This is a genomic window from Shewanella sp. SR43-8 (assembly GCF_014163775.1).
In the GTDB taxonomy this organism is placed as follows: Bacteria; Pseudomonadota; Gammaproteobacteria; order Enterobacterales; family Shewanellaceae; genus Shewanella; species Shewanella vesiculosa.
In genome coordinates, this window is sequence record NZ_JACJDX010000011.1 from 1 (window position 1) to 24,755 (window position 24,755).

Genomic DNA, 24,755 nt, shown 5'->3' on the forward strand with positions numbered 1-24,755 from the left:
TTGGCGACGGCGGCCACGCCCGCTGGGGTCAAGCTGATGACACCGGTCACGGGATCAATCTCAAACCAAGCGTCGTCATTGCCGCTGACGATGCTGTAGGTCACTGGCGTGCCTTCCGGATCGGTGGCATTGACGGTGCCGATCACCGTGCTGTCGCTGCTGTTTTCATTGTAGCTAAAGCTGTAGCTGTCAGACACTGGAGCATCATTTATAGGCGATACAACCGGCGTGTCACTGTCTTGGCCAGTTAAGCTGCCATCTGACACAGTTAAATCAATCGCTGGTAAAGTGCCACCGTTATTGATCAGATCTGCCCCTGCCTGGGTTAACACCACTTCGCCGTTGATCAATGCATAGTAACCGTCGGTATTGGTGCCGGCCGTAAAGTCCACTGTCAGTGCATCACCGTCTTCATCGAAGGTATTGTAAGTCGCCGCTACATCGCCAGCTGCGGCGCTATTTTCGGTAAAGTCATTGGCGACTACGTCAATGGTTGGTGCATCATTGACAGGTGTGATTTCGATGGTTAGCGTCGCGGTTTCACCCGTATTAGTGGTGTAAGTAATAACAGGAACGGTACCGTTCCAATTTTCATTGGGTGTGAAGGTGTAAGAACCATCTTCATTGATGATCAGGACACCACCTTCAAGGGCAACGTCTGTGCCAGGAGTATAAGTTTGGCCATCCACTTCAAAGCCACTCACGCTTAGGTCAGAATCTACATCGCTATCGTTATCGAGTACATTACCTGTAGCAACAGTATCTTCAGCAACAGTATTGGTGTCGTTAGCCAACACGGATGCGTCATCTACAGGTGTGACTTCGATGGTAAGCGTCGCGGTAACACCCGTATTAGTGGTGTAAGTAATGACAGGAACAGTACCGTTCCAATTTTCATTGGGTGTGAAGGTGTAAGACCCATCTTCATTGATGATCAGGACACCACCTTCAAGAGCAACTTCTGTGCCGGCCGTATAAGTTTGGCCGTTCACTTCAAAGCTACTCACGCTTAGGTCTGAATCTACGTCGCTATCGTTATCAAGTACATTACCTGTAGCAACAGTATCTTCAGCAACAGTATTGGTGTCGTTAGCCAACACGGATGCGTCATCGACAGGTGTGACTTCGATGGTCAGAGTCGCGGTTTCACCAGTGTTAGTCGTATAGGTAATGACCGGCACTTGGCCATTCCAATCTTCATTAGGAGAAAAAGTAAAAGAACCATCAGGATTGATAACGAGCACGCCACCTTCAAGCTCGATTTCTGTCCCCGCAGGATACGTTTGTCCATCTACTTCAAAACTCACTACACTCAAACTTGAGTCAGTATCGCTGTCGTTATCTAAAACATTTCCAGAAGCAACTTGATCTTCGCTAACTGTAATGACGTCATTTAATACAACCGATGGGGAATCATTTTCAATAAGCACTTCTTTTTGAGTCACTGCTGTTGGGGTAGCAGTTTGTCCTGTCGTGTCGTAGCCTGTATTCGCAATGGTCTCTGCACCATCTCTTGATACTGAGACATAACCAAAATCACCTTGGTTGGCTGTTGGGGTGCCAGCGGCGGTTTCTGGTAGGTTTGCTGTTGGATCTTCGCCAGATGCAATTAATGCCTGCAAGGCTGCGATTTCATCTATAGCTTGTTGATCTGCTACTTGCTCGATAATGGCATCATCAGGAGTATCTGCACTATTAAAAATAGTGCCGTCATCGAATGTAATAACAAAAGCAAACTCATTGCTGCCTGAAACTAATGCTCCAGCAGGAATTGTCTGGCCAAGTTGTAATTCCTTGGTTTCATTGTTAATTGTTATTGTTACTGTACCTTCTGAAGCAGAAAGTATTCCATTTTTTGACGTAGTAATTGATTCCATTTGAAGCTCCCAACAGCTTTATATACTTAAGATAACAATGAGTTAATTTGCATCATATTTGCTTAATATAATAATAGTATTAACATTAAAATTATTTTATAAACATTAGGTCAAATAATATCACTTACCACAATAGTAGTCAATTTTTTGACGTTAAGGCGTTTCTAAACAAGCTAGTTATAATAAGCATACAAAACAAAGTATTAATTTGTTAACTTATTAGTTCTATATATTTTTACGTCATAAAAAAGTCGTAATTACTTGTAGTGGCATATTCTCGTTTATTTCTTAATATCGGCATAGATAACAAAAATGAAGCAGAATATCTAAAAAAGCCTACAAGATTGTAGGCTTTGAGATGAGATTAAAAATAACTTTAGTGTTTAGATTATGTTTGCAGCATTACGATAACTGTTTGCCGCAGAAGAGTTTTCACCTAACTGTTCTTGGGCTTGTGCTAATGCTAACCACGATTGATGTGTTGGTGCTATACGACAGACATTTTGCCAATGAGTTTTAGCTTGTTTAGTGTCACGACTTTGAATAGCAAGCTTTGCAAGGCACATTTGATAGTCAGCATCATGTTCATGAGTGGTTTCTAGTCGGCTGAGTAATTTACGCACCTCTTGATCTTGTGCATCGATTAAATCAGGTATTGCGGCAAATAAAGCCGCCGATGGTGCAGCGCTAAGTTGTTTAATAATTAACTTTATTGCTTTATCTTTATGCCCATACTGAGTCAATCCATGAGCATAAGCGACAACTAATTCATCTTGTTTACGCTCTGACTTACTTAACCAATGCCAACATTTATTCAATTCTGCTTCAGAAGTCTTAGCTGCATTTACCATTAAAATACTGTTGGTTTTAGTGTTTAATTGGTTGAACTCAGTTTCAGTAAGTAATTGGCGTTTTTTCAGGATTGGTAACAACAATTTTAATGCCTGCCAATCATTTTGCTGCAAATATAACTCTTGTGCTAGTTTCAGTACTGGTGCACTACTTTTACTTGTTGGATTTAGTTTATCAAGTACTACTCGAGCTTGAGTGAGCTCCCCCTGCTTCATTAAGTAGCGGGTACGCGATGTATAAACCGCTGTCTTGGCAATAGGGTTATTTTCTGCTTGAGTTAAATAATGATCTCGCGCAGTAATATCACCTTGATAGTGAGCTGCTCTTGCTGCCGCAAAAAGATTTAATACTGGAATTTCACCTTTTTCAGCACCTTTAGCCATGGCTTTTTCTGCCGCAGGCCAATCTTCTTCAGCCAGTGCTAAAGCGCCGGTTAATGTATGCTTTTTAGCCGCTTTTCTGCGCCATTGCTCTGGCAGGTAGCGACTGCTAAGTAGCATATTTAATAATAAAATTAACCACTCGAGTAATTGCAGCGCAAAATAAAATACAATTAACCCCACAACACCTATGACCAAGCTAGTTTCAATCTGATAGTCACCAATTGCGATATAAACGTAACCGCTTTGTCCAACAATAAGTGGGCTGAGACACAGTCCAATTAAAATGAGAACAACATAAACCAGCGTCTTAATCATTGTGCTGGCTCCTGTGTAGGCATTATTTCACCATAGGTAACCAGCTGCTGGAGTAGTGGCGAGGCTTGAAATTTATTAAGAGTCACTTTTTCAACTTTAACCTTGGCCAGTTTATCTAAAGACGCAATTATTGCTTTCGTCTTTGGATCTGTTAAGTCAAAGTATTGTTGTAACCACTTGTCTGCTAAAGCAATAGATTGCTGATAATTCACTTGGTCAAATCGGTACAGTGCTAATTGTGCTTGCAATAATTTGTTGCGAATATTTTCAACTAAATACCATTGCTGTTCCGGTGATAACAGCGGCTCCAAATCAGTGGTCCGTTTGCGGATAGTAATAAAACCATCAGTTAAGTCATGCCAGGTTGTGGCGAGATTTTGTTGCCAATCATCAATAGAGTCGGTGACTGCCTGGGTGTTTTTATTTTCTGTAAAATTCTCATCCACACGATTTAACGGTAAACCTTCTACATCATTGATAATATTATCTAAGTCAAAGATGGTATTGGTTATGTCAGTGGTTTTTAATGCGTTAACTTTAATGATGTCTTCAGCTAAGGCTTTACGTAAAAGAGTTAATGCAGGATCTTTCATCGCACTGATCCGTTCATCTGCAGACTGTAATAAACCAATTGCTGTTTGCGGATCGTTTTCTAACCATAGTTTTCTGCCAGCCATGCGAACTAAATATTCGGCTTCTGATGCCATCCAATGGTTAGGACTGCGCTGGGCAATAACAGCTACACGCTCTTGCAGTTGTTTATTTGATTGCTGTAGTTCAGCTAATTTTGCATAAGCTTTAGTATCGTTCAGCTGTTGTTGCTCTAACGTAGCAAAGCGTTTATTGGAAGCCATGACGGTTTGTTGTAATTCATATTTTAACGATTTATTTTGTGTAACTTGTTCAGTGATACTTTGTTCTAATTGAGTTTGGCCTTGACTTTGTTGGCTAAGCTGCAAATAAAGCCAGTAACAAGACGCCACAGCAACAATGGCAACCAGTAAACTGAATGATACCCCAATACGGATCCACCAAGAGCTAGGTTTAGCTTTGCGTCGGCTGTTACTTACCGGAGAATTTGTCTGATTATTATTTTTGTTGTCAGCAGATTGTTGGCTCGTTGCATTGGCTTTTTTTGCCTGTAGCGGCTTTTCTATTGGATTTTGCGCAGGAGAAATCACTTTCTCATCCTTGTGTGCTGGCGAGTTTGGATCTTTTTTATTGTTTTCCATGAACAGTCCTTGAAAGCAAAAATACAACCAATATAAGCAATATTAGAAAATGTGTGTCGATGCAAGGTAACAATACAATAACAAATTATAACGCAAGACTCGTGAGTATAGCTTGAGTATTTGCTCCATTTGCATTGGTAATATGGCTTAATCCCATTGCTTTTGCTTGTAATTCGACGCGATGACTAGGCACTATGATATGACATGCACGTAACCATGCAAATAATTCTTTTGGGACAAGGTCAACTAAATTGGATAATATTTCGCCGCTGGTGACCACAATGGTATCAATACCGAAGGATTGCCATTGTTGAATGGTCTGTTTTGCATTGAGCTTAGGTCTCACGCGCTGATAGACCTGCCAATAGTTCACCTTTGCACCTCGAAGCGCTAATTGTTCAGCGAGCATTTCACGTCCACCTAATCCACGTACAATAATAAATGACTGCTGATCGACATCTCGTAATTGGGGTTGTGATAATAAACCTTCACTATCTTGGCTTTCTTCGGGCGAGCTAATCGCTTGGATATTATAGTGAGCTAGGCTATCGGCGGTTGCTTGACCAACAGCGAAATAGCGACAGTGCTGTGGGAATGAATTGTGGAGTTTAGTGGCGGCAAAATCGACGGCATTAGTGCTAATAAAGAGCAAATTATCAGTGTGGGCTAAAGTAGTATTGCTCATTGATTCGTTTGTTTCAATTACCGCTAAAAGTGGGGTAACAAGATAAGCAACGTCTCGTTGTGAGAGTTGCTCTTCCATTGCTTGATTGCGCCCTTGTGGGCGCGTTAGCAAGACTTTCATGGCCAGTTATCTCTTAACTAGCATAAACAGCATCTAAAATAGTTTTAGCCCCGCGACTAAGTAAATCTTCTGCAAGAGACTCTCCAAGTGCAACGGCATCAGTTTTAGAACCCGATACCATACCCGTTATTATTTCACTACCATCAGGATTGCCGACTAAACCACGTAGGGTTAAATTATCGCCTTGAATTTCAGCAAAAGCACCGATAGGCACTTGGCATCCGCCTTCTAGGCGAGTGTTCATTGCTCGTTCAGCCAGCACTCTGTAACGGGTTTCTAAATGTTCAAGTGGTGCGAGTAATGCTTTAACACGCTCGTCATTTAGACGACATTCAATGCCGACAGCACCTTGTCCATTGGCTGGAAGTGACTCTTCTGCAGAGATAAATCCTGCAATTCGTTGATTGAGTTTTAAGCGGATTAATCCCGCAGCAGCCAGGATAATAGCATCATAATCACCACTATCGAGTTTGGCTAAACGGGTACCAACATTACCGCGTAAGTCTTTAATAATAAGATCTGGACGAGCGGCTCTAATTTGACACTGACGGCGCAGACTTGAGGTGCCCACAACCGCGCCTTGAGGTAATTCACTAATGGATTTATAGCTATTTGATACAAAAGCATCGCGTGGATCTTCACGTTCGCAAATTACCTGTAGGCCTAAACCTTCAGGAAAATCTACTGGTAAATCCTTCATTGAGTGCACTGCAATATCGGCACGATTTTCAAGCATCGCGACTTCTAACTCTTTAACAAATAGCCCTTTGCCACCAATTTTAGCTAAAGGAGTATCTAAAATGACATCACCTTTGGTGCTCATTGGTAATAATTCAACCGTGAGATCGGGGTGAATGCGTTCAAGTTCAGCTTTAACAAATTCAGCTTGCCACATTGCCAGTGGGCTTTTACGTGTTGCGATACGAATTATATTTTCAGACATGGTAGTAGATCCATTAGATAGCCTCAATGGAGTAATGCTATCACCGCTCTCGCTTGGATGTAACAAATCGATGGTAATTGTTTGAAGTCTGTAGGGCTTATTTGTGATTCATCTTGTTGAACAACTACTGGTGAAATACAAAATAAATGCTACGATGATCACTGTTTTGACGAAAGCGTGACCTTGGTCGAAAATTTGAGCTTAGGTTCGAGTGTGTTAGAAAAATTTGTCACCAAATAGTTTGTGTAGCAAAAAGCGTAAATGGAGTGAGTCTTGACCGATAAAACGGCATATTATCAAAAGGATTTAGCTGAGAAACTAAATAACATTAGATTAACTAGAGTGACTAATGTTATGCCTGATTTGCAGCAGCATTTATTTCATATAATTCCTTTTTTAATACATCATAATCAAATAGATGTGTCCGGTATTATCGACCCCAACACGCCGTGTGGTGTTCATGGGTTTGATTTGTCAGACGCAATGATTGCAGCATGTGATGCCTTATGTTTGTCTGTACCCTCCGCGATTGATTCAAGCGTTGATGCTTTTGAAGGTATCTATGCCATGGGCAGTACTGCTAGTTTTGGGCAAAATCCTCAAAGCGATTTCGATATCTGGTTGGTTTACAATAGTAAACTGACTCAAGCACAACTTAAACTCATTGAATATAAAAACAAACTCATCAGTGACTGGTTTGCCGGTTTTGAGTTTGAAGTGAATTTTTATCTAGTACATCCGATGCAATTTAGAGAATGCAGCGCATTTGATAATTGCCAACCAGTAGGATTAGAGCACAGTGGCAGTAGCCAACACTGGTTATTATTAGAAGAGTTTTACCGTTCTCATATTAGGCTCGCCGGTAAAACTGTGGCTTGGTGGCCCGATGCACAAAGCCAAGATACTCAGTCTAATGCCAACTTACTTTATCTTGGCAATGTCAATTCATTACCTGCGGCAGAGTATTTTGGCGCCTCATTATGGCAGCTCTATAAAGGGCTCAATAAACCTCATAAAGCCTTGTTAAAAGTGTTGTTATTGGAAACTTATGCCTCAGAATATCCCCATACAAGACTAATAACTCAACAACTTTGGCAATATTGCCTAGATCAAGATTTTAGTGTTGCTAATGACGCTTATTTATTGCTGTATCAAAGAATTGAAACTTACTTGATAGCTCAAGGTGATGATAACCGTTTAGAGATCGTTAGGCGTTGTTTTTATTTAAAGTCTGGTATCACTTTATCGAGTTTGTCACCTACCCATAGTGCAACAGACTGGCGGGTTGAAAAAATGGCCAGCCTGGTTAAACAATGGGGCTGGAGCCATGAGCTAATCACCACATTGGATAATAGTCCTTATTGGCATGCTGGCCAGTTGAAATGGTTCAACCAGCAGCTCAGTGAACTGTTATTAGTCAGTTACAAAAATCTATTGAAATTTGCTTCAAAACAAACCTTAAGTGAACGTATGCGAGTTGAAGAACTCGGCTTATTGGCTCGTAAATTACATACTTATTTTAGTGATGATGACCATTTAATACAGCCTCTAAACCGACTTTGGAGTTTATCGACAGCTGAAAAATCGTTGACTATCTTTCATTGCAAGCAAGCATCACGTTTTTATCTCTATCGCCAAACTTATGTCGAACAGGATCCGTCTCAAGCTGTTACAGATAATCAAGGACATGAGTTCGATAATCATCCCATCCATGAAGCGGATAATATATGCAGTTTAGTTGCGTGGTCAGTGTTAAATGGGCTCGCAACTACCGATACTAAGTGGTTTCAAGTTGGGCGAGGTAAAAGACGGACAGATAAATTGAGTTACCTAACCCGTAAACTTATCCCTATTATGCACAATGTACCCACTGTCTATAAACGTGATTTATGCGAACCTTGGTGCTATCAAAAAATTGTGTTGATTACCAATATGGATAAAGATCCGACCACTCAATTGAATGAGCAAGAACTGATGTTGGAACATATTAATGCCAATATTCTTTCCTTTGGACAGAAAAAAATCAGTATGTTGTCGTCGGTGGCGGTTGTGTGTTTAAACAGCTGGGGAGAATGGCAAAGCCATCGCTTCAATGGCAATACCGCATTACTTGAAGCTATTTCATTTATTATTCTGGGGTTAAAACGTTCAAATGACCAAGTTGATTTATCGATTATTAGTTGCTCAGCTAAGCTAAAGCAACCGATTTTTAATCAGCTTAAAACCTTATTATTACGATGTTATGGTTTAATGAAAAAGGTCAATCAGAGCAATACACTAATGCATCCAATAATTATGGGCGATCAACAATACAGTATGTACTTTAATGCGTTAGGTATGATGTATCGCAAGACTGACGTTGTGGCACAGGTCAGAAATGATCACACTCATGAGTTACCACTACCTTATACCGTGGATGATACTAACGTGAATGTACCATCGGTGATTCGCAAATTTATTGTCATGGATGCTAAGCAATATTTTGTCCGTCAACGTAAGCAAGTGCTTGATGTGTTTATTGCAGACGAGAAGAATCAGCTTGAACATTTACAATATCAACATACCAGTATCAATGATTTTGTGGCTAAAGAAAGCCATTTGTATGTCTTTGACGAACAAAAACAGCACCGGCCTGTTTTTAATATGCCGCAGTTTTTTCAACTTGTGCATATTGAAGGTAAATTAACCGTAATGCCATTTGGCTTGTCAGTAGATGAAATGGGCTCAGCATTTTAAGCACAAGCCCAAATTCAATGACCATTTAATCACTCACTTAGTGCTATTACACACTAAGTTATTGTGAGGTTTATGCGTTTATCTCGAGCAAAATACCGCTTTGTTTATTGATGGCATCAATCACAAAAGACATAAATTCTAATCCATTACGGGTATCTAACCATTTGCCATCATTGTAATTAAAGTGATAACCACCTGATTTTGTCGCCAGCCAAATTTCATGAAGAGGCTCTTGTTTATTGATGACGATTTGCGAATTATCTTCAAAAGCCAACTGTAAAACATTGCCGCTGGCATTAATATCGACATCGGCATCTTGCTCGTCAATTGCTTTTTCTACCGCGTTCTCTATTTCGCCAAACATTTCATCGGCTAATCGATGAAACTCAGTATCTGTAATAGCCATGTATTTCTATCCTTTGCTTTCTGCGTTATGAATGCGATTATAAGACCATTATTCACTAGATGCACAGATGTTGAAAAAAATGAGACTGCTTTTATTTATTATGCTTGCTAGCCTATTTGTAACCGCATGTGGTCAAAAAGGCGTTTTATACAAAACTCCTGAGCCAGTGGCCAATAAAGTCGCCCCAAAATCTGCCAGCACAGATGTGCCCAAGCAAACAGAGGTGCTCGACTCTCAATCTTCAACCTCACAACAAGAATAGCATTTATAAGGGACCGCATTTTGGATTACTTTTCATATCAAAATGATTCACTATTCGCAGAAGACTGCGATGTAGCAAAACTGGCTAAAACGCACGGTACGCCGTTGTATATTTATTCTCGTGCCACATTAGAGCGCCATTGGCATGCCTTTAATAATGCCGTTGCTGATCATCCTCATCTTATTTGTTATGCGGTGAAGGCGAATTCAAACCTTGCAGTGTTAAATGTATTGGCCCGTTTGGGCAGTGGTTTTGATATTGTTTCTGGTGGTGAGCTCTCGCGTGTATTACAAGCGGGCGGCGACCCTAAAAAAGTGGTTTTTTCTGGTGTGGGCAAAACGGTTGCCGAAATGGAGCAAGCCCTAAACATTGGCATTTACTGTTTTAATGTTGAGTCCAGTGCTGAACTTGAACAGCTTAATGACGTCGCTGGGCGCTTAGGTAAAGTAGCCCCGGTTTCTTTGCGGATTAATCCCGATGTTGATGCAGGTACTCATCCTTATATTTCTACAGGTCTTAAAGAAAATAAATTTGGCATCGCCATGGACGAGGCTGATACGGTTTTTGCTCGTGCCGCTGAATTAGTTCATTTACATGTAAAAGGTGTCGACTGCCATATTGGTTCACAGCTTACCGAGATTAAACCCTTTTTAGATGCCATGGATCGCATGCTGGCGTTGATCGACCGTTTAGGTGAACAAGGTATTAAGATTGAACATTTTGACGTGGGTGGCGGCTTAGGAGTTACCTACAATAGTGAAACTCCGCCGCATCCAGATAAATACGCCGCAGCATTACTCGATCGATTAAATGGTCGTAAGTTAACATTAATTTTTGAACCGGGTCGTGCGATTGCGGCTAACGCAGGTATTTTCGTCACCCAAGTGCTTTACCTAAAAGAAAATAGCGATAAGCGTTTTGCGATTGTTGATGGTGCCATGAACGATCTTATTCGCCCTGCGCTTTATAGTGCGTGGCAAAATATTATTCCGGTACAACAAAATGATGCGCCAACTTTCGCTTATGATATTGTAGGTCCTGTATGTGAGACTGGTGACTTTCTCGGTAAAGACAGGCAGTTAGCGGTAAAAGCGGGCGACTTATTAGCCGTTCGTTCAAGTGGTGCTTATGGTTTTGTGATGGCCTCAAATTATAACTCTCGTCCAAGAGTCGCGGAGATTATGGTTGATGGTAGTGATGATTTTGTTGTTCGTCAGCGCGAAACGCTACAACAACTTTGGCAAGGCGAATATTTATTGCCATAGGCAATAAGCAAACGGCATAACGTTTTATAAGGAAACTTTTGTGATCCATTTCACTAAGATGCACGGACTGGGTAATGACTTTATGGTCGTTGATGGCGTAACACAAAATGTGTTTTTTTCGCCTGAACAAATTCGCCGTCTTGCCGATCGAAATTTTGGGATTGGTTTTGATCAATTATTGTTGGTCGAGCCGCCCTATGATCCTGATTTAGATTTTCATTATCGCATCTTTAATGCCGATGGCAGTGAAGTTGAGCAGTGTGGCAATGGTGCACGCTGTTTTGCTCGTTTTGTTCGCAATAAAGGCCTCACCCAAAAAAATAAAATTCGGGTGAGTACTAACTCAGGTAAAATTACTTTGCGGATAGAGCGTGATGGTAACATCACAGTTAATATGGGTGTACCCGTTATTGAACCAAGCCAAATTCCGTTTAAAGCTAAAAAAAGCGAAAAGACCTACTTACTGCAAACCGCAATGCAAACTTACCTGTGTGGCGCTATTTCTATGGGTAACCCCCATTGCGTTATCGAGGTTGAAGATGTGCAAACGGTCAAGGTTGATGAAATTGGCAATATGTTAACTCGCCACGAACGCTTCCCTAAGGGCGTCAATGTTGGCTTTATGCAAGTCATTAACCCTGGGCATATTAAGTTGCGCGTGTATGAACGTGGCGCAGCAGAAACGCTAGCCTGTGGCACGGGCGCATGCGCTGCTGCAGCCGTTGGTCAATTACAGGGTAAGCTTGATAAGCAGGTGAGAGTGGATTTACCAGGTGGTAGCTTAGTCATTAATTGGGACGGCGAGGGTAAACCTCTGTGGATGACGGGCCCGGCAGAACATGTATATGATGGACAAATACAACTATGAGTGAGATTACCTCCGAAGTCAGTTTAGCTAACGAAGTGGCAGGCAATACGGTTAGCAGTGCACAAGCCAAAGATATCAATTCAATTGGCCAAGATCTTGCTGTCGACATGATGGCTAGTTTGCAACAAGCCCCTTTTGATGAAATGCTGATCCGCGAATACTTGTTAGATAATCCTGACTTTTTTAATCGTTATCCAGAGTTGTTAGTGGCCATGCGTGTTCCGCATGCAGAACGTGGTGCGGTTTCATTAGTTGAGCGTCGACAAGAGCTGCTTCGCCAGCGCGTCAATCAGCTTGAAGAAGAAATTACTTCGCTGATGAACATAGCGACTCATAATGAGAGAATCTTTAAATTTAATACTGAGTTATCGTTTAAAATGCTTGCAAGTCAAGACTTAGGCGAGCTGCGTCAAGTATTGTCTGAAGGATTAAAAGCTGAGTTTGGCTTTAGTCACGTTAGGTTGATTACGGTGCACGATATTGACAGCGAATTAGCAAAAATTTGGCGTCATCGTGTCCAAAGCGGTTATTACTTTGGGCGGCTCACGCAATCAGAATCTAAACGTTTATTTGGCAGTGATGTGGGGTCTGTAGCACTGACTAAATTATCGGATGACAATGGCCAGGTGATATTTGCCATTGCCAGTAAAGATCCCACTCATTTTCATCCTGATATGGACTCATTGCTATTTAGCCAATTGCGTCGTTTGTTAGACCATAAGCTACCGCAACTGTAATAGTTAATGCTCAGTGTGTTGTTTAGGATACACAGCGTACTCCAATCGTTCATGTACTGGGAGCATTGTGATGCAGCCAACAGACTGGCAAACGATATTTAGCCAACATTTAACCTCAGAAAGGCAACTATCAAGCTATACCGTGCGTAATTATATGTTTGAATTACGAAGGGTTGAAGGCATCTTAACCGAATCAACTCAGCTTATTGATGTTACCCGCGACGAGTTACAATCTATGCTGGCAACATTACACCGCAAAGGCTTGAGTCCACGTTCGTTATCTTTGTGTTTGTCTGCCGTAAAACAGTTCTTTGATTTCCTATTACGCGAAGGTGCCATAACGGTCAACCCAGCACACAGTTTAAGTGCTCCAAAACAAAATAAACCTTTGCCAAAAAATATGGATGTCGATGCCGTCAGTCATTTGTTGTCTATCGAGGGTGACGATCCGTTGTGCTTACGTGATAAAGCTATTATGGAATTATTTTATTCCAGTGGCTTACGTTTAGCTGAGCTCGCCAGCCTAGATTGCGCTGACATTAAGTTTGATCAAAGCGAAGTTAAAGTGCTGGGTAAGGGCAGTAAACAGCGGGTTGTGCCCATTGGAAAACTAGCCTTAAATGCATTAACGGCATGGTTAAACTGCCGCAGCCAGTTACCTTGTAGTCAAGCGGGTGATGCATTATTTGTCAGTAGCCAAGGTAAACGATTATCTCATCGCAGTATTCAAGCGCGGATGGCTAAGTGGGGTCAGGAACAAGCTATGGCGGTAAAAGTTCACCCACATAAATTGCGTCATTCGTTTGCAACCCATATGCTTGAATCAAGTCAAGATTTACGTGCCGTACAAGAACTGCTTGGTCATGCTAACTTATCGACCACGCAGATTTACACTAGTTTAGACTTTCAACACCTTGCCAAAGTGTACGATAACGCGCATCCAAGAGCGAAAAAAGACAGGGGGAAATAATGACAACGCCATTACTTAAAGCATCAATGATCCAGTATCAACGTCTACAACCGTTTAGCGCGATCAGTTTTGATTTAGACGACACACTCTATAATAATCTTCCTTACGTATTACATGCCAGCGATGAACTATTTTCGCTAATTAATCAAACCTATCCCGCCACTACAGCATGGGGGGCAGATCAATGGCAGCAACTTAAACATCAGTTATTTATTCATCACCCAGAGTTAGTACACGATACCACCGCAGCCCGTTATGCCATGTTGCGCCAAGGCCTTTTACACTTTGGTTATAGCGAAGTTGAAGCCAGCAAAGGGGCCCAAGATGGCATGGCGTGTTTTACCCATCATCGTAGTAACTTTACCGTTGATATTAATGTATTGCAGGTACTAGAGCGTTTAAGTCAACGCTATCAGCTTATTGGTATTACTAATGGCAATGTCGACAGCCAACGTATTGGCTTAGATAAGGTCATGAAATTTGTGCTTCATCCAGGCCACGGAGTTAAAATGAAGCCTGCTGCCGACATGTTTAGCCTCGCTTGCCGTCAACTGGATATTAAGCCTGCAGCATTATTGCATGTGGGTGATCATCCGCTGTCTGATATTGCTGGGGCAAAAATGGCAGGGTGCCAAACTGTGTGGTTAAATCCCTGTATGCAGCAACGGCATAAAAAAGCTCAACCGGTTTTGCCACACATTGAAATTAATCATTTAGATCTTCTTTTAGGCTTACTTTAGGGTGACGTTAGCGTTTTAGGTCTATGCCTGCTTTAAGGCTCATTTGTTTTACTTGCTCGCGGCTAGCATGCATATCGGCATCACCTACACGAAAGTAGGTGCCGCTATACGGATCAGTACCAACATAAATAGGCCTAAGTTTAACATCGACACAGGGCACATGGATGCGAATAAGCTTTTTCGCCATTATTTCAATGATTTGTACATCAGTTGGAGCTAAAATATTGTGACTGATCTTTTTCGGATCGTGTAATATTTGCCAAATTTCACTCAGCATCGGCATAGGATTAACAATCCCCTCAATAGTAAACTCACCTTGTTGCTCCTTTACGCCTAAAATAATTTCACCACCTAAGGTGTTAGCAAAAGCGCTATAGCTTTCCCACATGCCTTCGGGCAATGTACCCTTGCCGTCTCGTCCACCTGCTAATTTAAATTCAACTTGAGCTGATTCATGTAAGTTAGCAATGTCGTCTAAGGCAAACGTTGGGTAATGATGAGGTGACATTTAGGCTCCATATCGTCTTATGCAATCAGTAGATAAAAATAGATATGATCACTGTATGAAGTTTTGCCCACAAAAGGAAGATCATCAGTTCGGCTGTGCTGGATGTTAATTAACCAATCAGCTGTTTTAGTACTTAAATTAAATCCGCAATTGTGAATTATTTACTGTAAAGTTATCTTATATATTAGTTGGTTAATTCCAGAAACCATTTAGTCGTAGGTTTTACATTGTCAGCACAATATTCAGTTAACCCTATTCCTCACAGTTGGTTCGGACATTTATATCATCGCAATGCCAATGCGCTTGAGATAACGGCAGAGGGCATAAGCTTTGTTCCAACCCAGAGTCTATTTTTATCGTGCTTGCCACCGACGAATCTTGAGCATGTATCTTGGCAGCAGTTAGATCATCCACCACTGTTTAGTGCCAGCTTACTGGGTAGCTTATTAAGTTTTACCGCCTCTGGTGTGAGCTATCAAATTCCATTTCTGAGTTATTTTGCTCGCTCTCATTTTAAACACCAAGTCGAATTACTGTGGGCGTTATCCCATGAACAAGCATTGTATGATTTGATAGCACGGATTGAAAAAGCCATATCGAAGCGCTATTTACGTCAGTCATTGCTAGCGAAAATGAGTTCAAGAATCGCGCGCGAATATCGCCGTTGGTTTCCGTGGAGTGCAAGTGTTGAATTACCACCTAAAACACGCGCGGCATTAACTCAATTACACCATTTTTTCCATTGGAAGAATGCGCATGTAGAGCATTTGCGTGAAGATTATATTCAATCGCAGTTAGTGGCATTTGCTGATTTTTTCGATAGTGTTGAATCAAATCCATTAACGGATAAACAGCGCCGCGCCTGCATTATTGATGATGATAACAATCTACTGTTAGCGGGTGCCGGAACCGGTAAAACCAGTGTTATGGTTGGCCGTGCAGGGTATTTAGTCGCCAGCGGTCAAGCGAAAGCGGATGATATTCTATTGTTGGCTTATGGTACAAAAGCCGCCAAAGAAATGGATCTACGGATTAAACACAAACTTGGTACTGCTGACATTAAAGCCAGCACGTTTCATAGTTTAGGCTTAAAAATTATTACCGAGGTTGAAGGTGTAAAACCAAGCTTATCAGCGTGGGTAAATGATGAACCCGCCAAAGACAAATGGGTGCATGATAGATTAGAAACGTTGATTGAAAATGAGTCTTACCGTAAACATCTTTTCGACTATTTTAGCCGTTACTATTACGTTGAAAAAAGCCCATTCGAATTTTCAACTGAAGGTGAGTATTTTGAATATTTACATGATAACGATATCCGTTCATTAAAAGGCGAAAGAGTAAAAAGTTTTGGTGAGCTGTATATCGCCAACTGGCTATTTAGCAATGGCATTGAATATCAGTATGAAGCTAAATATGAATATGATGTCAGCACGCTTGAGTTTCGTCAGTATCAGCCTGATTTTTACCTACCACAATATAACGTTTACATTGAATATTACGGCATCGATTCCGCCAATAATACCGCTCCTTATATCGATAACGTAGCGTATTTGGCATCAATGGCGTGGAAACGCCAGTTACATCAAAAACAGCAAACTAATTGTATTGAATTATTTTATTATCAGCACAAGAAAAATCAGTTAATCAACAAGCTTGAACAGGCTTTAACGGTATTTAAGGTTAACTACTCGCCTTTGCCTGATGACGCGATATTGGCCACCCTTTATGAGCTGGGGCGGGTAACTGAACTGGCTAAATTGTTCAGTCAGTTAATCGGTTTGTACAAAGCAGCTTGTGTGGATAAAACAGGTTTACAACGCATATTTAGCCAAGCAGCGGATCCTCAACAAGCTCGTAAAGCATTTCAATTGCTGCAACCTATTTTACAGCAGTATCAGGAGTATTTATCTGCAACGGGTGATATCGACTTTGAAGATATGATTGCTAAAGCGCTAGCCTATCTGCAAAGCGGCCAATACGTTAGCCCGTGGCGATATATTATGGTCGATGAGTTTCAGGATATTTCAGAACCTAGAGCGCGTTTAGTGCGTGCGCTGCGAGATTCAAGATCGAAAACCTCCAGTAGCGAGACTTCACTCTTTTGTGTGGGTGATGACTGGCAGGCTATTTATCGCTTCAGTGGGGCAGATGTCAGCTTAACGACGCAATTCGCCCAGTATTTTGGTCAGACTAGCGAAACTCATTTGGACCTAACGTTTAGATTTAATAACCGTATCGGCGAAGTTGCCAGCGCTTTTGTGACTAAAAACCCGCATCAACTTAATAAAGAGGTTCATTCGTTAATACAGGTGGTTGATCCTGCTATCTCGATACTACGCCGCGGAGTAAATGAGCGCGCAAGTCAAGATGAACCGAGTGCTAATGCATTAGCGCAAGCTTTGAACGCCTTGTCTGTTCATGTGGCTAAAGCCAGTGCGATATCTACTACTGAGCCCTCGACTAAATCCATAACGAAACCGACAGTCTATTTACTGGCACGTTTTTGGTTTCAATTACCCGATAAAGATCTATTGCGTCAGTTAAATGCTCAGTACCCCATGTTATCGATTGAGTGTTTATCTTTTCATGCCTCAAAGGGCAAAGAGGCCGACTATGTGGTAATACTGGGGCTGACTCAAGGTATACACGGATTTCCATCACAGAAAATAACCCCACCTTTACTCGACGCTTTCTTGCCCCAAGCTGAAGCTTTTCAATTTGCCGAAGAGCGACGCTTGTTTTATGTCGCACTGACTCGAGCTAAGCATCGTGTTTATGTATTAGCGGATATGACCAATGTCAGTCCCTTTGTGGTTGAGCTTATTCAGCAACCCTATAACGTTGAACTGAATGAATTCAGTACTTCATTGGTACAAACGTTATTTGAGCAAATTAAATGTGCTCGATGTACGACTGGCACATTAACAGCGCGAACTGGCAAGTTTTCATCATTTTTCTCATGCTCGCATTTTCCTTTGTGCGATCACCAAGAAGCGGGGTGTGACCTCTGTGGTAGCCCGATGACGCGCAAGCGCACTAATGGTTTTGCTGTTTGCTTAGATGAACATTGTGGTCACATAGCACCGCTGTGTAACCTCTGTGGCGCAGACATGAGCTTAAGAGAAAGTGCTCGAGGAACTTTTTGGGGGTGTAAAAATTATCGCGGTAACAGCTTGCCTAGTTGTAGCAATACCATTGATACAGCGACAATATCCTTTAAAAGCAAACCACATCAAAAACTCAAGCAACCACGTGATACAACACTGCCTAAGCCGCGGCAAAAGGTGTAAGTACAACTATTATTGTGGGTAAATGATCTGGTAAAGGACCGTTAAGTCTCCATTGCGGTAAAGGTATATCACATTGGATTTTTTATACCTATTTCACTGCACCTGTATAGATTTAGCCGCTTTATATACATATGGGCATGGTCTTAAATGAAGGTTAAAGATGTCGATGCCATCGACATTAGTAAATCAATGTCGCATTACATGTCGATAAATTAAGGTTTTATAAACATGTTTTCACTTAATATAATCGATGATAGTTTGGTCATAATGATATCGATCATATCTAGTGTAGCTCTCTAGCTTGTTAGTCAGTAATCATCTTGTGACTGACTATGAATGAAATTAATAAAACAAAAAGGGCTTGTCATCACTGATAAGCCCTTTTCATTACAATTAATTATGAACGAGCTATTAGTCCATGTTGAATTCATTGAGACATTTATGCTTTACGAAAAAACGTTACGGGCGTTATAAACCAATAGAACTTTCTGATGCTAAAGGATTAGGTGTCCGAATCTCCAGGAAAATGCTGGAATATGTGGAGTAGGCCACATCATAGAGGCAAGCGAAATAGCGAGTTTGTGTTCAAATCTACCAGCACGAATTTCTGCCGTAAACTGTAAAAGCTCTGCAAAAATGCAGAGCTTTATTTCGATTACATGTAGTTAATAAGTAAGCTTTTTATGGACAGCTAGCTATACCAATATCGACCCACACAGCAGCCATACCAGGAATATCACCTTTGGTCCAATAACTGGCTTGCCATTGACGGCCGTTATAACTGGTCGTAGCGCCACCGCTATAGGCAATGGTAGCATCCCAACCTAACTCAACTTCACTTATTAGCTGCCATTGATCCGCAGTGCGGGAAGGCTTATTGCCTTGAGTCCAGTACTTAGCTTTCCAAACTAAACTACTGTAGCTAAGGGTATCACCCGTGTTGTAAACCACGTTGGCTTGCCAAGTAGGATATTGATCCGCATTAGGGTCGGTTGCATCACAGCCCCCACCGATTACCTTAGGTGTGACTGTCAATGTGGTTGAGCCATTGGCATCTAAAGCACCATCAGAAACTAACACGCTTAATAAGTAGCTCGTCGACTCTGTGACATTGGCACCTGTGACGATTAGCGTGGCACTATTTTGTCCTGTTGCAGAAACATCTGCTGGCACTGTCCAGTTGTAAGTGAGTGCATCACCATCGGCATCAGAGGCATTGGCTACAATACTGACAGACTTACCGGCTTCGACAATGGCTGTCGCAGCCACACTCACGACTGGGGCTTGGTTAGGCGCATCCGCCTTATTCGTTAAAAGGACTGAATCTGTTGCCGATGCACTTTGAGGATCCGTTACTTGAAGGCTAAAACCATAGACGACATCGGTCAGAGTGGCTTCTAATGGGATAATGACATTGGCCATATCCGCGTTAGCGAGAGTTATCGTTGGGCCGGATACTTGTGTCCAAAGATACGTTAGGGCGCCATTTTCAGGATCACGTGAACCATTGCCATTGAGAGTTACATCGGCAGGGCCAGTTACTGATATGTCTGCTCCAGCATTGGCAATAGGGGCTTTATTCACCGGTGGCGTAGTGCCTTCACCGTGGCCAAGACCTTCGTGCATCGCATTAAGAATATCGCCATTATCAGCATCAATTTCCCAGGCGAATAGTCCTCCAAGTTGATTTGATAACACATATTGGCCTTTGGCTTTTACCGAACGAGGATCGTCAAAGGTAATCAAATCGCCTGTCGTTGGGTTAAACACTGACGGTGCTTCGGCGGTTTCATCGTAGTTATAAGTCCAACCGCTCCCCATGTACTCATTCACGATCTGGCGATAATCCACCACGCCATCTTCCCATGTGCCTTTTACTTTACCGGTGGCCGTACCCGTGAATGGATTATTGCCAGTGTAGCCATTAACGCCAGTCCAACCACGGCCATACATAGCCGCACCGACCACAATTTTACCAGGCGTAACACCTTGCGCTAAAAGGTTTTTCACCCCTTTGTCTGTGGTGTAGCGGGTATCAGGATCCCAACTGGCTTCATACAAATTGGTTTGATGGCCAAGTTCGGTATTGGTCCAGCCGCCGTTGAAGTCGTAGCTCATTAAAAAGATGTAATCCATGTATTGCTGGGCAGCTTGATAATCAACTTTGGCAATTTTATCGTCACCAGCGCTAATGGCTGAGGTCAGTTCATAACTTCGTCCCGTTTCAGCGCTTAACTCATCTAACATGGCCCGCAGTTCTCGCATCAAAATGACATAGGTTTCGCCATCATTAGCATTACCTAAACTTGGGTTTGCACCGCTCCCCCCGGGGAACTCCCAATCAATGTCTACACCATCGAAAAATTTCCACGTTTGTAAGAATTCTTTAACTGATGCCACAAAAACATCACGCTTGGTTTTATCTCCTAGAAAATAGAATGGATCGGATAATGTCCAGCCGCCAACAGAAGGCAAAATTTTCAAATCAGGATAAGCTTGCTTAAGTGCCATCAATTGGCCGAAATTGCCTTTATAAGGATCAGAAAAATCACTCACACCAGCCTGAGGCATTTGGACCGCCGCCCAAGGATCGTGGATAGCGACTTTAAAGTCAGCACGGCCACTACAGGCACGTTGCAGCGCTTGGAAACTGCCGTCGATTTCTTTCAAGCTGTCGTTGATACCATCCCCGCCGCATATTGGGATAAAACCATATAAAATATGAGTTAAATTTTGTGCAGGGATCTTATCGACCGCGAATTTTCGGCCGTACACCCCCCATTCAACAAAGTAACTGCCGACCACTTTGCCTGATTTATTGGCATAGGGACGGTTGTTTTCTTTAAGCGGAGCATTGAGTGGCACTAAGTGGCTGCCATCTGTATCTGCGACCATAATTTCTTTGGCATCGCTCGCCGTACAACCATCGCTGTTACACAGCTGAACTTGCATTTGATAGCGGCCACCTTGCTGTACCTTGAAACTTGCAGAGCCAGACGCACTCGAAGGGCCTTCCCATACCGCATTACCATCAAGCAGTACTTTCGCCACAGTGCCAACATCACCACTCCAAAGATTCCAGTTTACTGATACATCCGCTGCATCTTTGACTTTCACTAATAGGTTGTAGGCTGTTGCGGCTTGATCAACCTCGATGATAGCAAATTTTGTTTCACCCCAACCAATAGTGGGTTTACCCGGAGTGGCAGCGATAACATGTGCAGATAACGAAGATGAAATAATCAACGCTAATGTTGAAATACGTGTATTAAACATGAGACTTCCCTATTGAATTATTTAAACCAATAAGGCAAAAAACGCGAACAGGACAGCTGTTCTTTCTAAAACTCATGCGTCAAAAATGCATGAAGAAGGATCCCTGTGGTGTCCCCGCTATCATAGGTACTAAATTCCCCTTAGACCGGAGGCTTTGCGTCCCAATCTTTCAATTGGTTTGCCTTTCTCAAACAAGTGACAGCGTTGTCATTTGTTTCATTAGCATAGTCTTAACTTTTATAAAAATGCAATGAAATAATCCGATTAAGATAAATATTTTTATATGTGATGTTTTTTTGACAATGATGAAAATCAAATGCTTCTGTTTATTTTTAGTTAAGGATTTGTAATTAATGAAGTATTTTTTGGTTGAAAATCAAGGTGTCAAAAAATAAGAAAAATACTTAAGCGTTAAACATTAAGTGTTAGGGTTACCATCTAGCAACTGTTGCCACTTTTTATCATCTGCGAGTTTTATTTTATTTGAAAAGGTTGGGCTATTGAAGAGCGTTAGCCTTAGTTCAAATTCATTAAGAAATTCATCAAGGTTGAGATCAGCGATGCATTCATCATGATTGAGAACTCATTAGGCTATTTAGGATGTTGCGAGTTTTTGATTTTGGGTGGATCAGGAGTATGAGTTTTTATTTACGTTACTTTGTAAGGAATTTACTCAGGGTACATATGAAGGTACATATAAGCAAAACGGGCTTATCATTACTGATAAGCCCGTTTCATTACAATCACTTAGACGCTAGGTCTTAGTTCATGCCGTATTTCTTTAATTTCTTACGTAAAGTACCACGGTTGATACCTAACATATTAGCAGCGCGCGTTTGGTTGCCACGAGTGTGTTGCATGATGATGTCTAGTAAAGGTGCTTCAACTTCGCACAATACCATTTCATATACTTCAGAAGCTTCCTGACCGTCTAACTGAGAGAAGAAGTTAGTCACGGCACGTTTTACTGCGTCACGTAATAACTGCGGCTTGATAGTGCCGTTTGCTGTTTCGATTTTGCCTACGGTAAGCTGGTGAACTTCTGTGTTAGTTGTCTGATCAAACATTCTATTCTGCTCTTTATTAAATTCTAAACTAATTCATCAAAATAACATTCTACGAGGGAATGTTGCTGGGCAGCGGTTTCAAGCCGATTGAAGTCAGCACGAAATTGGCGCTGTTCCTCATGGTTTAGGTACCACCCGACATGCTTTCTAGCAAATCGGACACCTTTGTATTCGCCATATAAGTCATAAAGTTTATTAAGGTGTTCAAGCATCACAGTGCGTTGCTCTTCTGCCTTAATTGGCGCTAACTTTTTACCTGTTTCCAAGTAATATAGGATTTCTTTAAAAATCCATGGCCTTCCTTGTGCACCTCTTCCAATCATCAGGGCGTCAACGCCAGTGTAGTCAAGCACAAACTTGGCCTTCTCTGGTGTGTCGATGTCCCCGTTGGCGACAACAGGAATTGAGACAGTCTGCTTAATTGCTTTAATGGTGTCGTACTCAGCAAAGCCTTTGTACATGCATTGTCTGGTTCGGCCGTGAACGGCGAGCGAGACAATGCCACAATCTTCAGCAATTTGGGCTATTTCAACACCATTACGATGTTCAGGCTCCCAACCTGTGCGGATCTTTAACGTTACTGGCACATCTACTGCAGCAACCACGGCTTGTAAAATCTCTTTTACTAAGCTTGGGCTTTGCATTAGCGCTGAACCCGCAAACTTTTTATTCACTTTCTTTGCTGGACAACCCATATTGATATCAATGATATGCGCACCTTGTTCAACGTTGAACTTGGCAGCGTTAGCCATTAAATCAGGGTCTGCACCTGCTATTTGTACGGAGCGTATACCTTCTTCACCAGAATGCATCATGCGCTGGCGGCTTTTATCGCTATCCCAAACCTCAGGATTAGATGAAAGCATTTCTGATACGGCTAAAGCTGCGCCATAGCGTAAGCAGAGATTTCGGAAGGCCTGATCGGTGACACCTGCCATTGGTGCCACAATCAGCTGATTTGACAGTTGATACGGGCCAATTTGCATTGCGAACTTCACCTTGCTCTCCAAAGGGGCGCTATAGTAGCCCTTTTTTACGCTTGTGAAAAGGTCAATAAATGACCTAAATGCAACTTTTTTGCTTGACTTTTATTAGCCGTCACATCTTTGACTAATAAATGGCAAATTTCGGTTATTTTTGAGCACTGGTGCGAGTTGCAGAGAGACTTTTTCCTGTATACAAGTGTCAATAAACAATGTTAATAACCTGTAAACTAGGATGGATGCACTCAATTAGCTCAAAATATAGCCCATAATTGAGTGCATTTTAGGCTTGCGAGTAGACTACTTACGCACCCCTGTTAAGCGGCTCCAGTCTTCTTTGTTGCTAACCGGATCCATGACGAACCATTGGCTGTAAAAGTCGGATACTTCTTGTGCTTGTTCTTGTAATAAACCCGATAGTGCCAGTTTACCGCCCACACGTACTTTTTCTGCTATCAATGGCGCGAGTTCTTTTAACGGGCCAGCAAGAATATTGGCGACTAATACGTCTGCTTGTAAGTTGGCAGGTTGATCTTCTGGTAAGTATAAAGCCAGTTGATCGACGACATCGTTCCGTTCTGCATTGGCTTTTGAGGCGTCAATAGCTTGATAGTCAATATCAACACCCGTGACTTTCTTAGCTCCGAGTTTAATTGCTGCAATGGCCAAAATGCCTGAACCACAACCAAAGTCGATAACTTCTTGGTTTGATAAATCTAGGCTGTCTAACCATTCTAAACACAAGGCCGTAGTAGGGTGGGTGCCAGTACCAAAGGCTAAACCAGGATCGAGAATAACGTTAACCGCGGTCGGGTCAGGAATTTCACGCCAGCTTGGGCATATCCATAAGCGTTGACCAAATTGGATTGGGTGAAAGCTGTCCATCCACTCGCGGATCCAGTCTTTGTCTTCGACTTGTTCAATTTTATGAGTAAAACCTTTACCCAGAAATGGCATAGATTCTAAAAACTCTATGGTTGGCGCTAAGTCTGTGCCTGCATCAAATAATGCAATCATAACAGTGTCTTGCCACAGCGGTGTTTCACCAAGCTTGGGTTCAAAAATAGGTTCATCTTGGCCATCTTCGTAAGTGATGGAAAGCGAGCCTTGATCCATTAATAAGTCGCCAAGCATGTCGGCATTATCGCGATGAGTGTGAATACGTAATTGGATCCAAGCCATGGGGTTTTCCTAACTGTGGTAAAAGTAGTATCAAATTGGCGCTTATTATACCCAA

General features: G+C 42.0%; 19 protein-coding genes and 1 riboswitch. Of the genes, 8 read left to right on the forward strand and 11 right to left on the reverse strand.

Features of this window, described 5'->3' with window-relative positions; all coding sequences use genetic code 11:
* The 5 genes from H5114_RS14830 to hemC form a co-directional block, all read right to left on the reverse strand.
* Positions 1-1,877 (reverse strand): retention module-containing protein (locus H5114_RS14830; RefSeq protein WP_182723330.1); only part of this gene is annotated, 1,877 nt, incomplete at its 3' end.
* A gap of 383 nt (positions 1,878-2,260) precedes the next feature.
* Positions 2,261-3,427 (reverse strand): heme biosynthesis HemY N-terminal domain-containing protein, encoded by a 1,167-nt coding sequence (locus tag H5114_RS14835; RefSeq protein WP_182723331.1) that lies wholly within the window; start codon positions 3,425-3,427, stop codon positions 2,261-2,263.
* Positions 3,424-4,659, reverse strand: a complete 1,236-nt coding sequence (locus H5114_RS14840; protein ID WP_182723332.1) for a uroporphyrinogen-III C-methyltransferase — start codon at positions 4,657-4,659, stop codon at positions 3,424-3,426. The genes H5114_RS14835 and H5114_RS14840 overlap by 4 nt, the downstream gene beginning before the upstream one ends.
* An 85-nt stretch (positions 4,660-4,744) precedes the next feature.
* On the reverse strand, positions 4,745-5,464 hold the full coding sequence (locus H5114_RS14845) for a uroporphyrinogen-III synthase (RefSeq protein WP_182723333.1): 720 nt from the start codon (positions 5,462-5,464) through the stop codon (positions 4,745-4,747).
* A 13-nt stretch (positions 5,465-5,477) separates the two neighbouring features.
* Positions 5,478-6,407: a hydroxymethylbilane synthase gene (gene hemC / locus H5114_RS14850; RefSeq protein WP_124017230.1), complete on the reverse strand. Its 930-nt coding sequence runs from the start codon at positions 6,405-6,407 to the stop codon at positions 5,478-5,480.
* Positions 6,408-6,680: 273 nt separating this feature from the next.
* On the opposite strand from hemC, the gene H5114_RS14855 reads away from it, so the two are divergent.
* On the forward strand, positions 6,681-9,143 hold the full coding sequence (locus H5114_RS14855; protein ID WP_182723334.1) for a class I adenylate cyclase: 2,463 nt from the start codon (positions 6,681-6,683) through the stop codon (positions 9,141-9,143).
* Between the two features lie 70 nt (positions 9,144-9,213).
* On the opposite strand, the gene cyaY is transcribed toward H5114_RS14855, so the two are convergent.
* The gene (gene cyaY / locus H5114_RS14860) at positions 9,214-9,549 is read right to left on the reverse strand and encodes an iron donor protein CyaY (protein WP_124017232.1); all 336 of its coding nucleotides are present in this window, start codon (positions 9,547-9,549) and stop codon (positions 9,214-9,216) included.
* 79 nt (positions 9,550-9,628) lie between these two features.
* Between cyaY and H5114_RS14865 the strand changes: the two genes are divergently transcribed.
* From H5114_RS14865 to H5114_RS14890, 6 genes are all read left to right on the forward strand, one after another.
* Positions 9,629-9,811 (forward strand): LPS translocon maturation chaperone LptM, encoded by a 183-nt coding sequence (locus H5114_RS14865; protein ID WP_182723434.1) that lies wholly within the window; start codon positions 9,629-9,631, stop codon positions 9,809-9,811.
* 20 nt (positions 9,812-9,831) lie between these two features.
* Positions 9,832-11,076 (forward strand): diaminopimelate decarboxylase, encoded by a 1,245-nt coding sequence (lysA, locus tag H5114_RS14870; protein WP_182723335.1) that lies wholly within the window; start codon positions 9,832-9,834, stop codon positions 11,074-11,076.
* 40 nt (positions 11,077-11,116) lie between these two features.
* A complete protein-coding gene (gene dapF, locus H5114_RS14875; protein ID WP_182723336.1) occupies positions 11,117-11,944 on the forward strand; it encodes a diaminopimelate epimerase in 828 nt (275 codons plus the stop codon).
* Positions 11,945-12,054: 110 nt separating this feature from the next.
* Entirely contained in the window at positions 12,055-12,681 is a 627-nt protein-coding gene (locus H5114_RS14880; protein WP_182698457.1) for a DUF484 family protein, read from the forward strand.
* Between the two features lie 70 nt (positions 12,682-12,751).
* Positions 12,752-13,651: a tyrosine recombinase XerC gene (gene xerC, locus H5114_RS14885; protein ID WP_124017236.1), complete on the forward strand. Its 900-nt coding sequence runs from the start codon at positions 12,752-12,754 to the stop codon at positions 13,649-13,651.
* The gene (locus H5114_RS14890; protein ID WP_182723337.1) at positions 13,651-14,391 is read left to right on the forward strand and encodes an HAD-IA family hydrolase; all 741 of its coding nucleotides are present in this window, start codon (positions 13,651-13,653) and stop codon (positions 14,389-14,391) included. The genes xerC and H5114_RS14890 overlap by 1 nt, the downstream gene beginning before the upstream one ends.
* A 7-nt stretch (positions 14,392-14,398) precedes the next feature.
* Here H5114_RS14890 and H5114_RS14895 read toward each other — a convergent pair whose 3' ends face one another.
* Positions 14,399-14,899, reverse strand: coding sequence for a helix-turn-helix domain-containing protein (locus H5114_RS14895; RefSeq protein WP_182723338.1), 501 nt, complete (start codon positions 14,897-14,899; stop codon positions 14,399-14,401).
* A 227-nt stretch (positions 14,900-15,126) separates the two neighbouring features.
* On the opposite strand from H5114_RS14895, the gene H5114_RS14900 reads away from it, so the two are divergent.
* Positions 15,127-18,192 carry a UvrD-helicase domain-containing protein gene (locus H5114_RS14900; protein ID WP_182723339.1) on the forward strand — a complete coding sequence of 1,022 codons (3,066 nt, stop codon included), beginning with the start codon at positions 15,127-15,129 and terminating at the stop codon, positions 18,190-18,192.
* 681 nt (positions 18,193-18,873) lie between these two features.
* Here H5114_RS14900 and H5114_RS14905 read toward each other — a convergent pair.
* The 4 genes from H5114_RS14905 to prmA form a co-directional block, all read right to left on the reverse strand.
* A complete protein-coding gene (locus H5114_RS14905) occupies positions 18,874-21,468 on the reverse strand; it encodes a glycosyl hydrolase family 18 protein (RefSeq protein ID WP_182723340.1) in 2,595 nt (864 codons plus the stop codon).
* A 104-nt stretch (positions 21,469-21,572) separates the two neighbouring features.
* Positions 21,573-21,661, reverse strand: a riboswitch (cyclic di-GMP riboswitch).
* A gap of 568 nt (positions 21,662-22,229) precedes the next feature.
* Complete coding sequence (fis, locus tag H5114_RS14910) at positions 22,230-22,535, reverse strand: DNA-binding transcriptional regulator Fis (RefSeq protein WP_011635942.1); 306 nt, start codon at positions 22,533-22,535, stop codon at positions 22,230-22,232.
* A gap of 23 nt (positions 22,536-22,558) precedes the next feature.
* Positions 22,559-23,521 carry a tRNA dihydrouridine synthase DusB gene (gene dusB / locus H5114_RS14915; RefSeq protein ID WP_124017241.1) on the reverse strand — a complete coding sequence of 321 codons (963 nt, stop codon included), beginning with the start codon at positions 23,519-23,521 and terminating at the stop codon, positions 22,559-22,561.
* Between the two features lie 297 nt (positions 23,522-23,818).
* On the reverse strand, positions 23,819-24,700 hold the full coding sequence (gene prmA / locus H5114_RS14920) for a 50S ribosomal protein L11 methyltransferase (RefSeq protein ID WP_124017242.1): 882 nt from the start codon (positions 24,698-24,700) through the stop codon (positions 23,819-23,821).
* Positions 24,701-24,755: the final 55 nt, after the last annotated feature.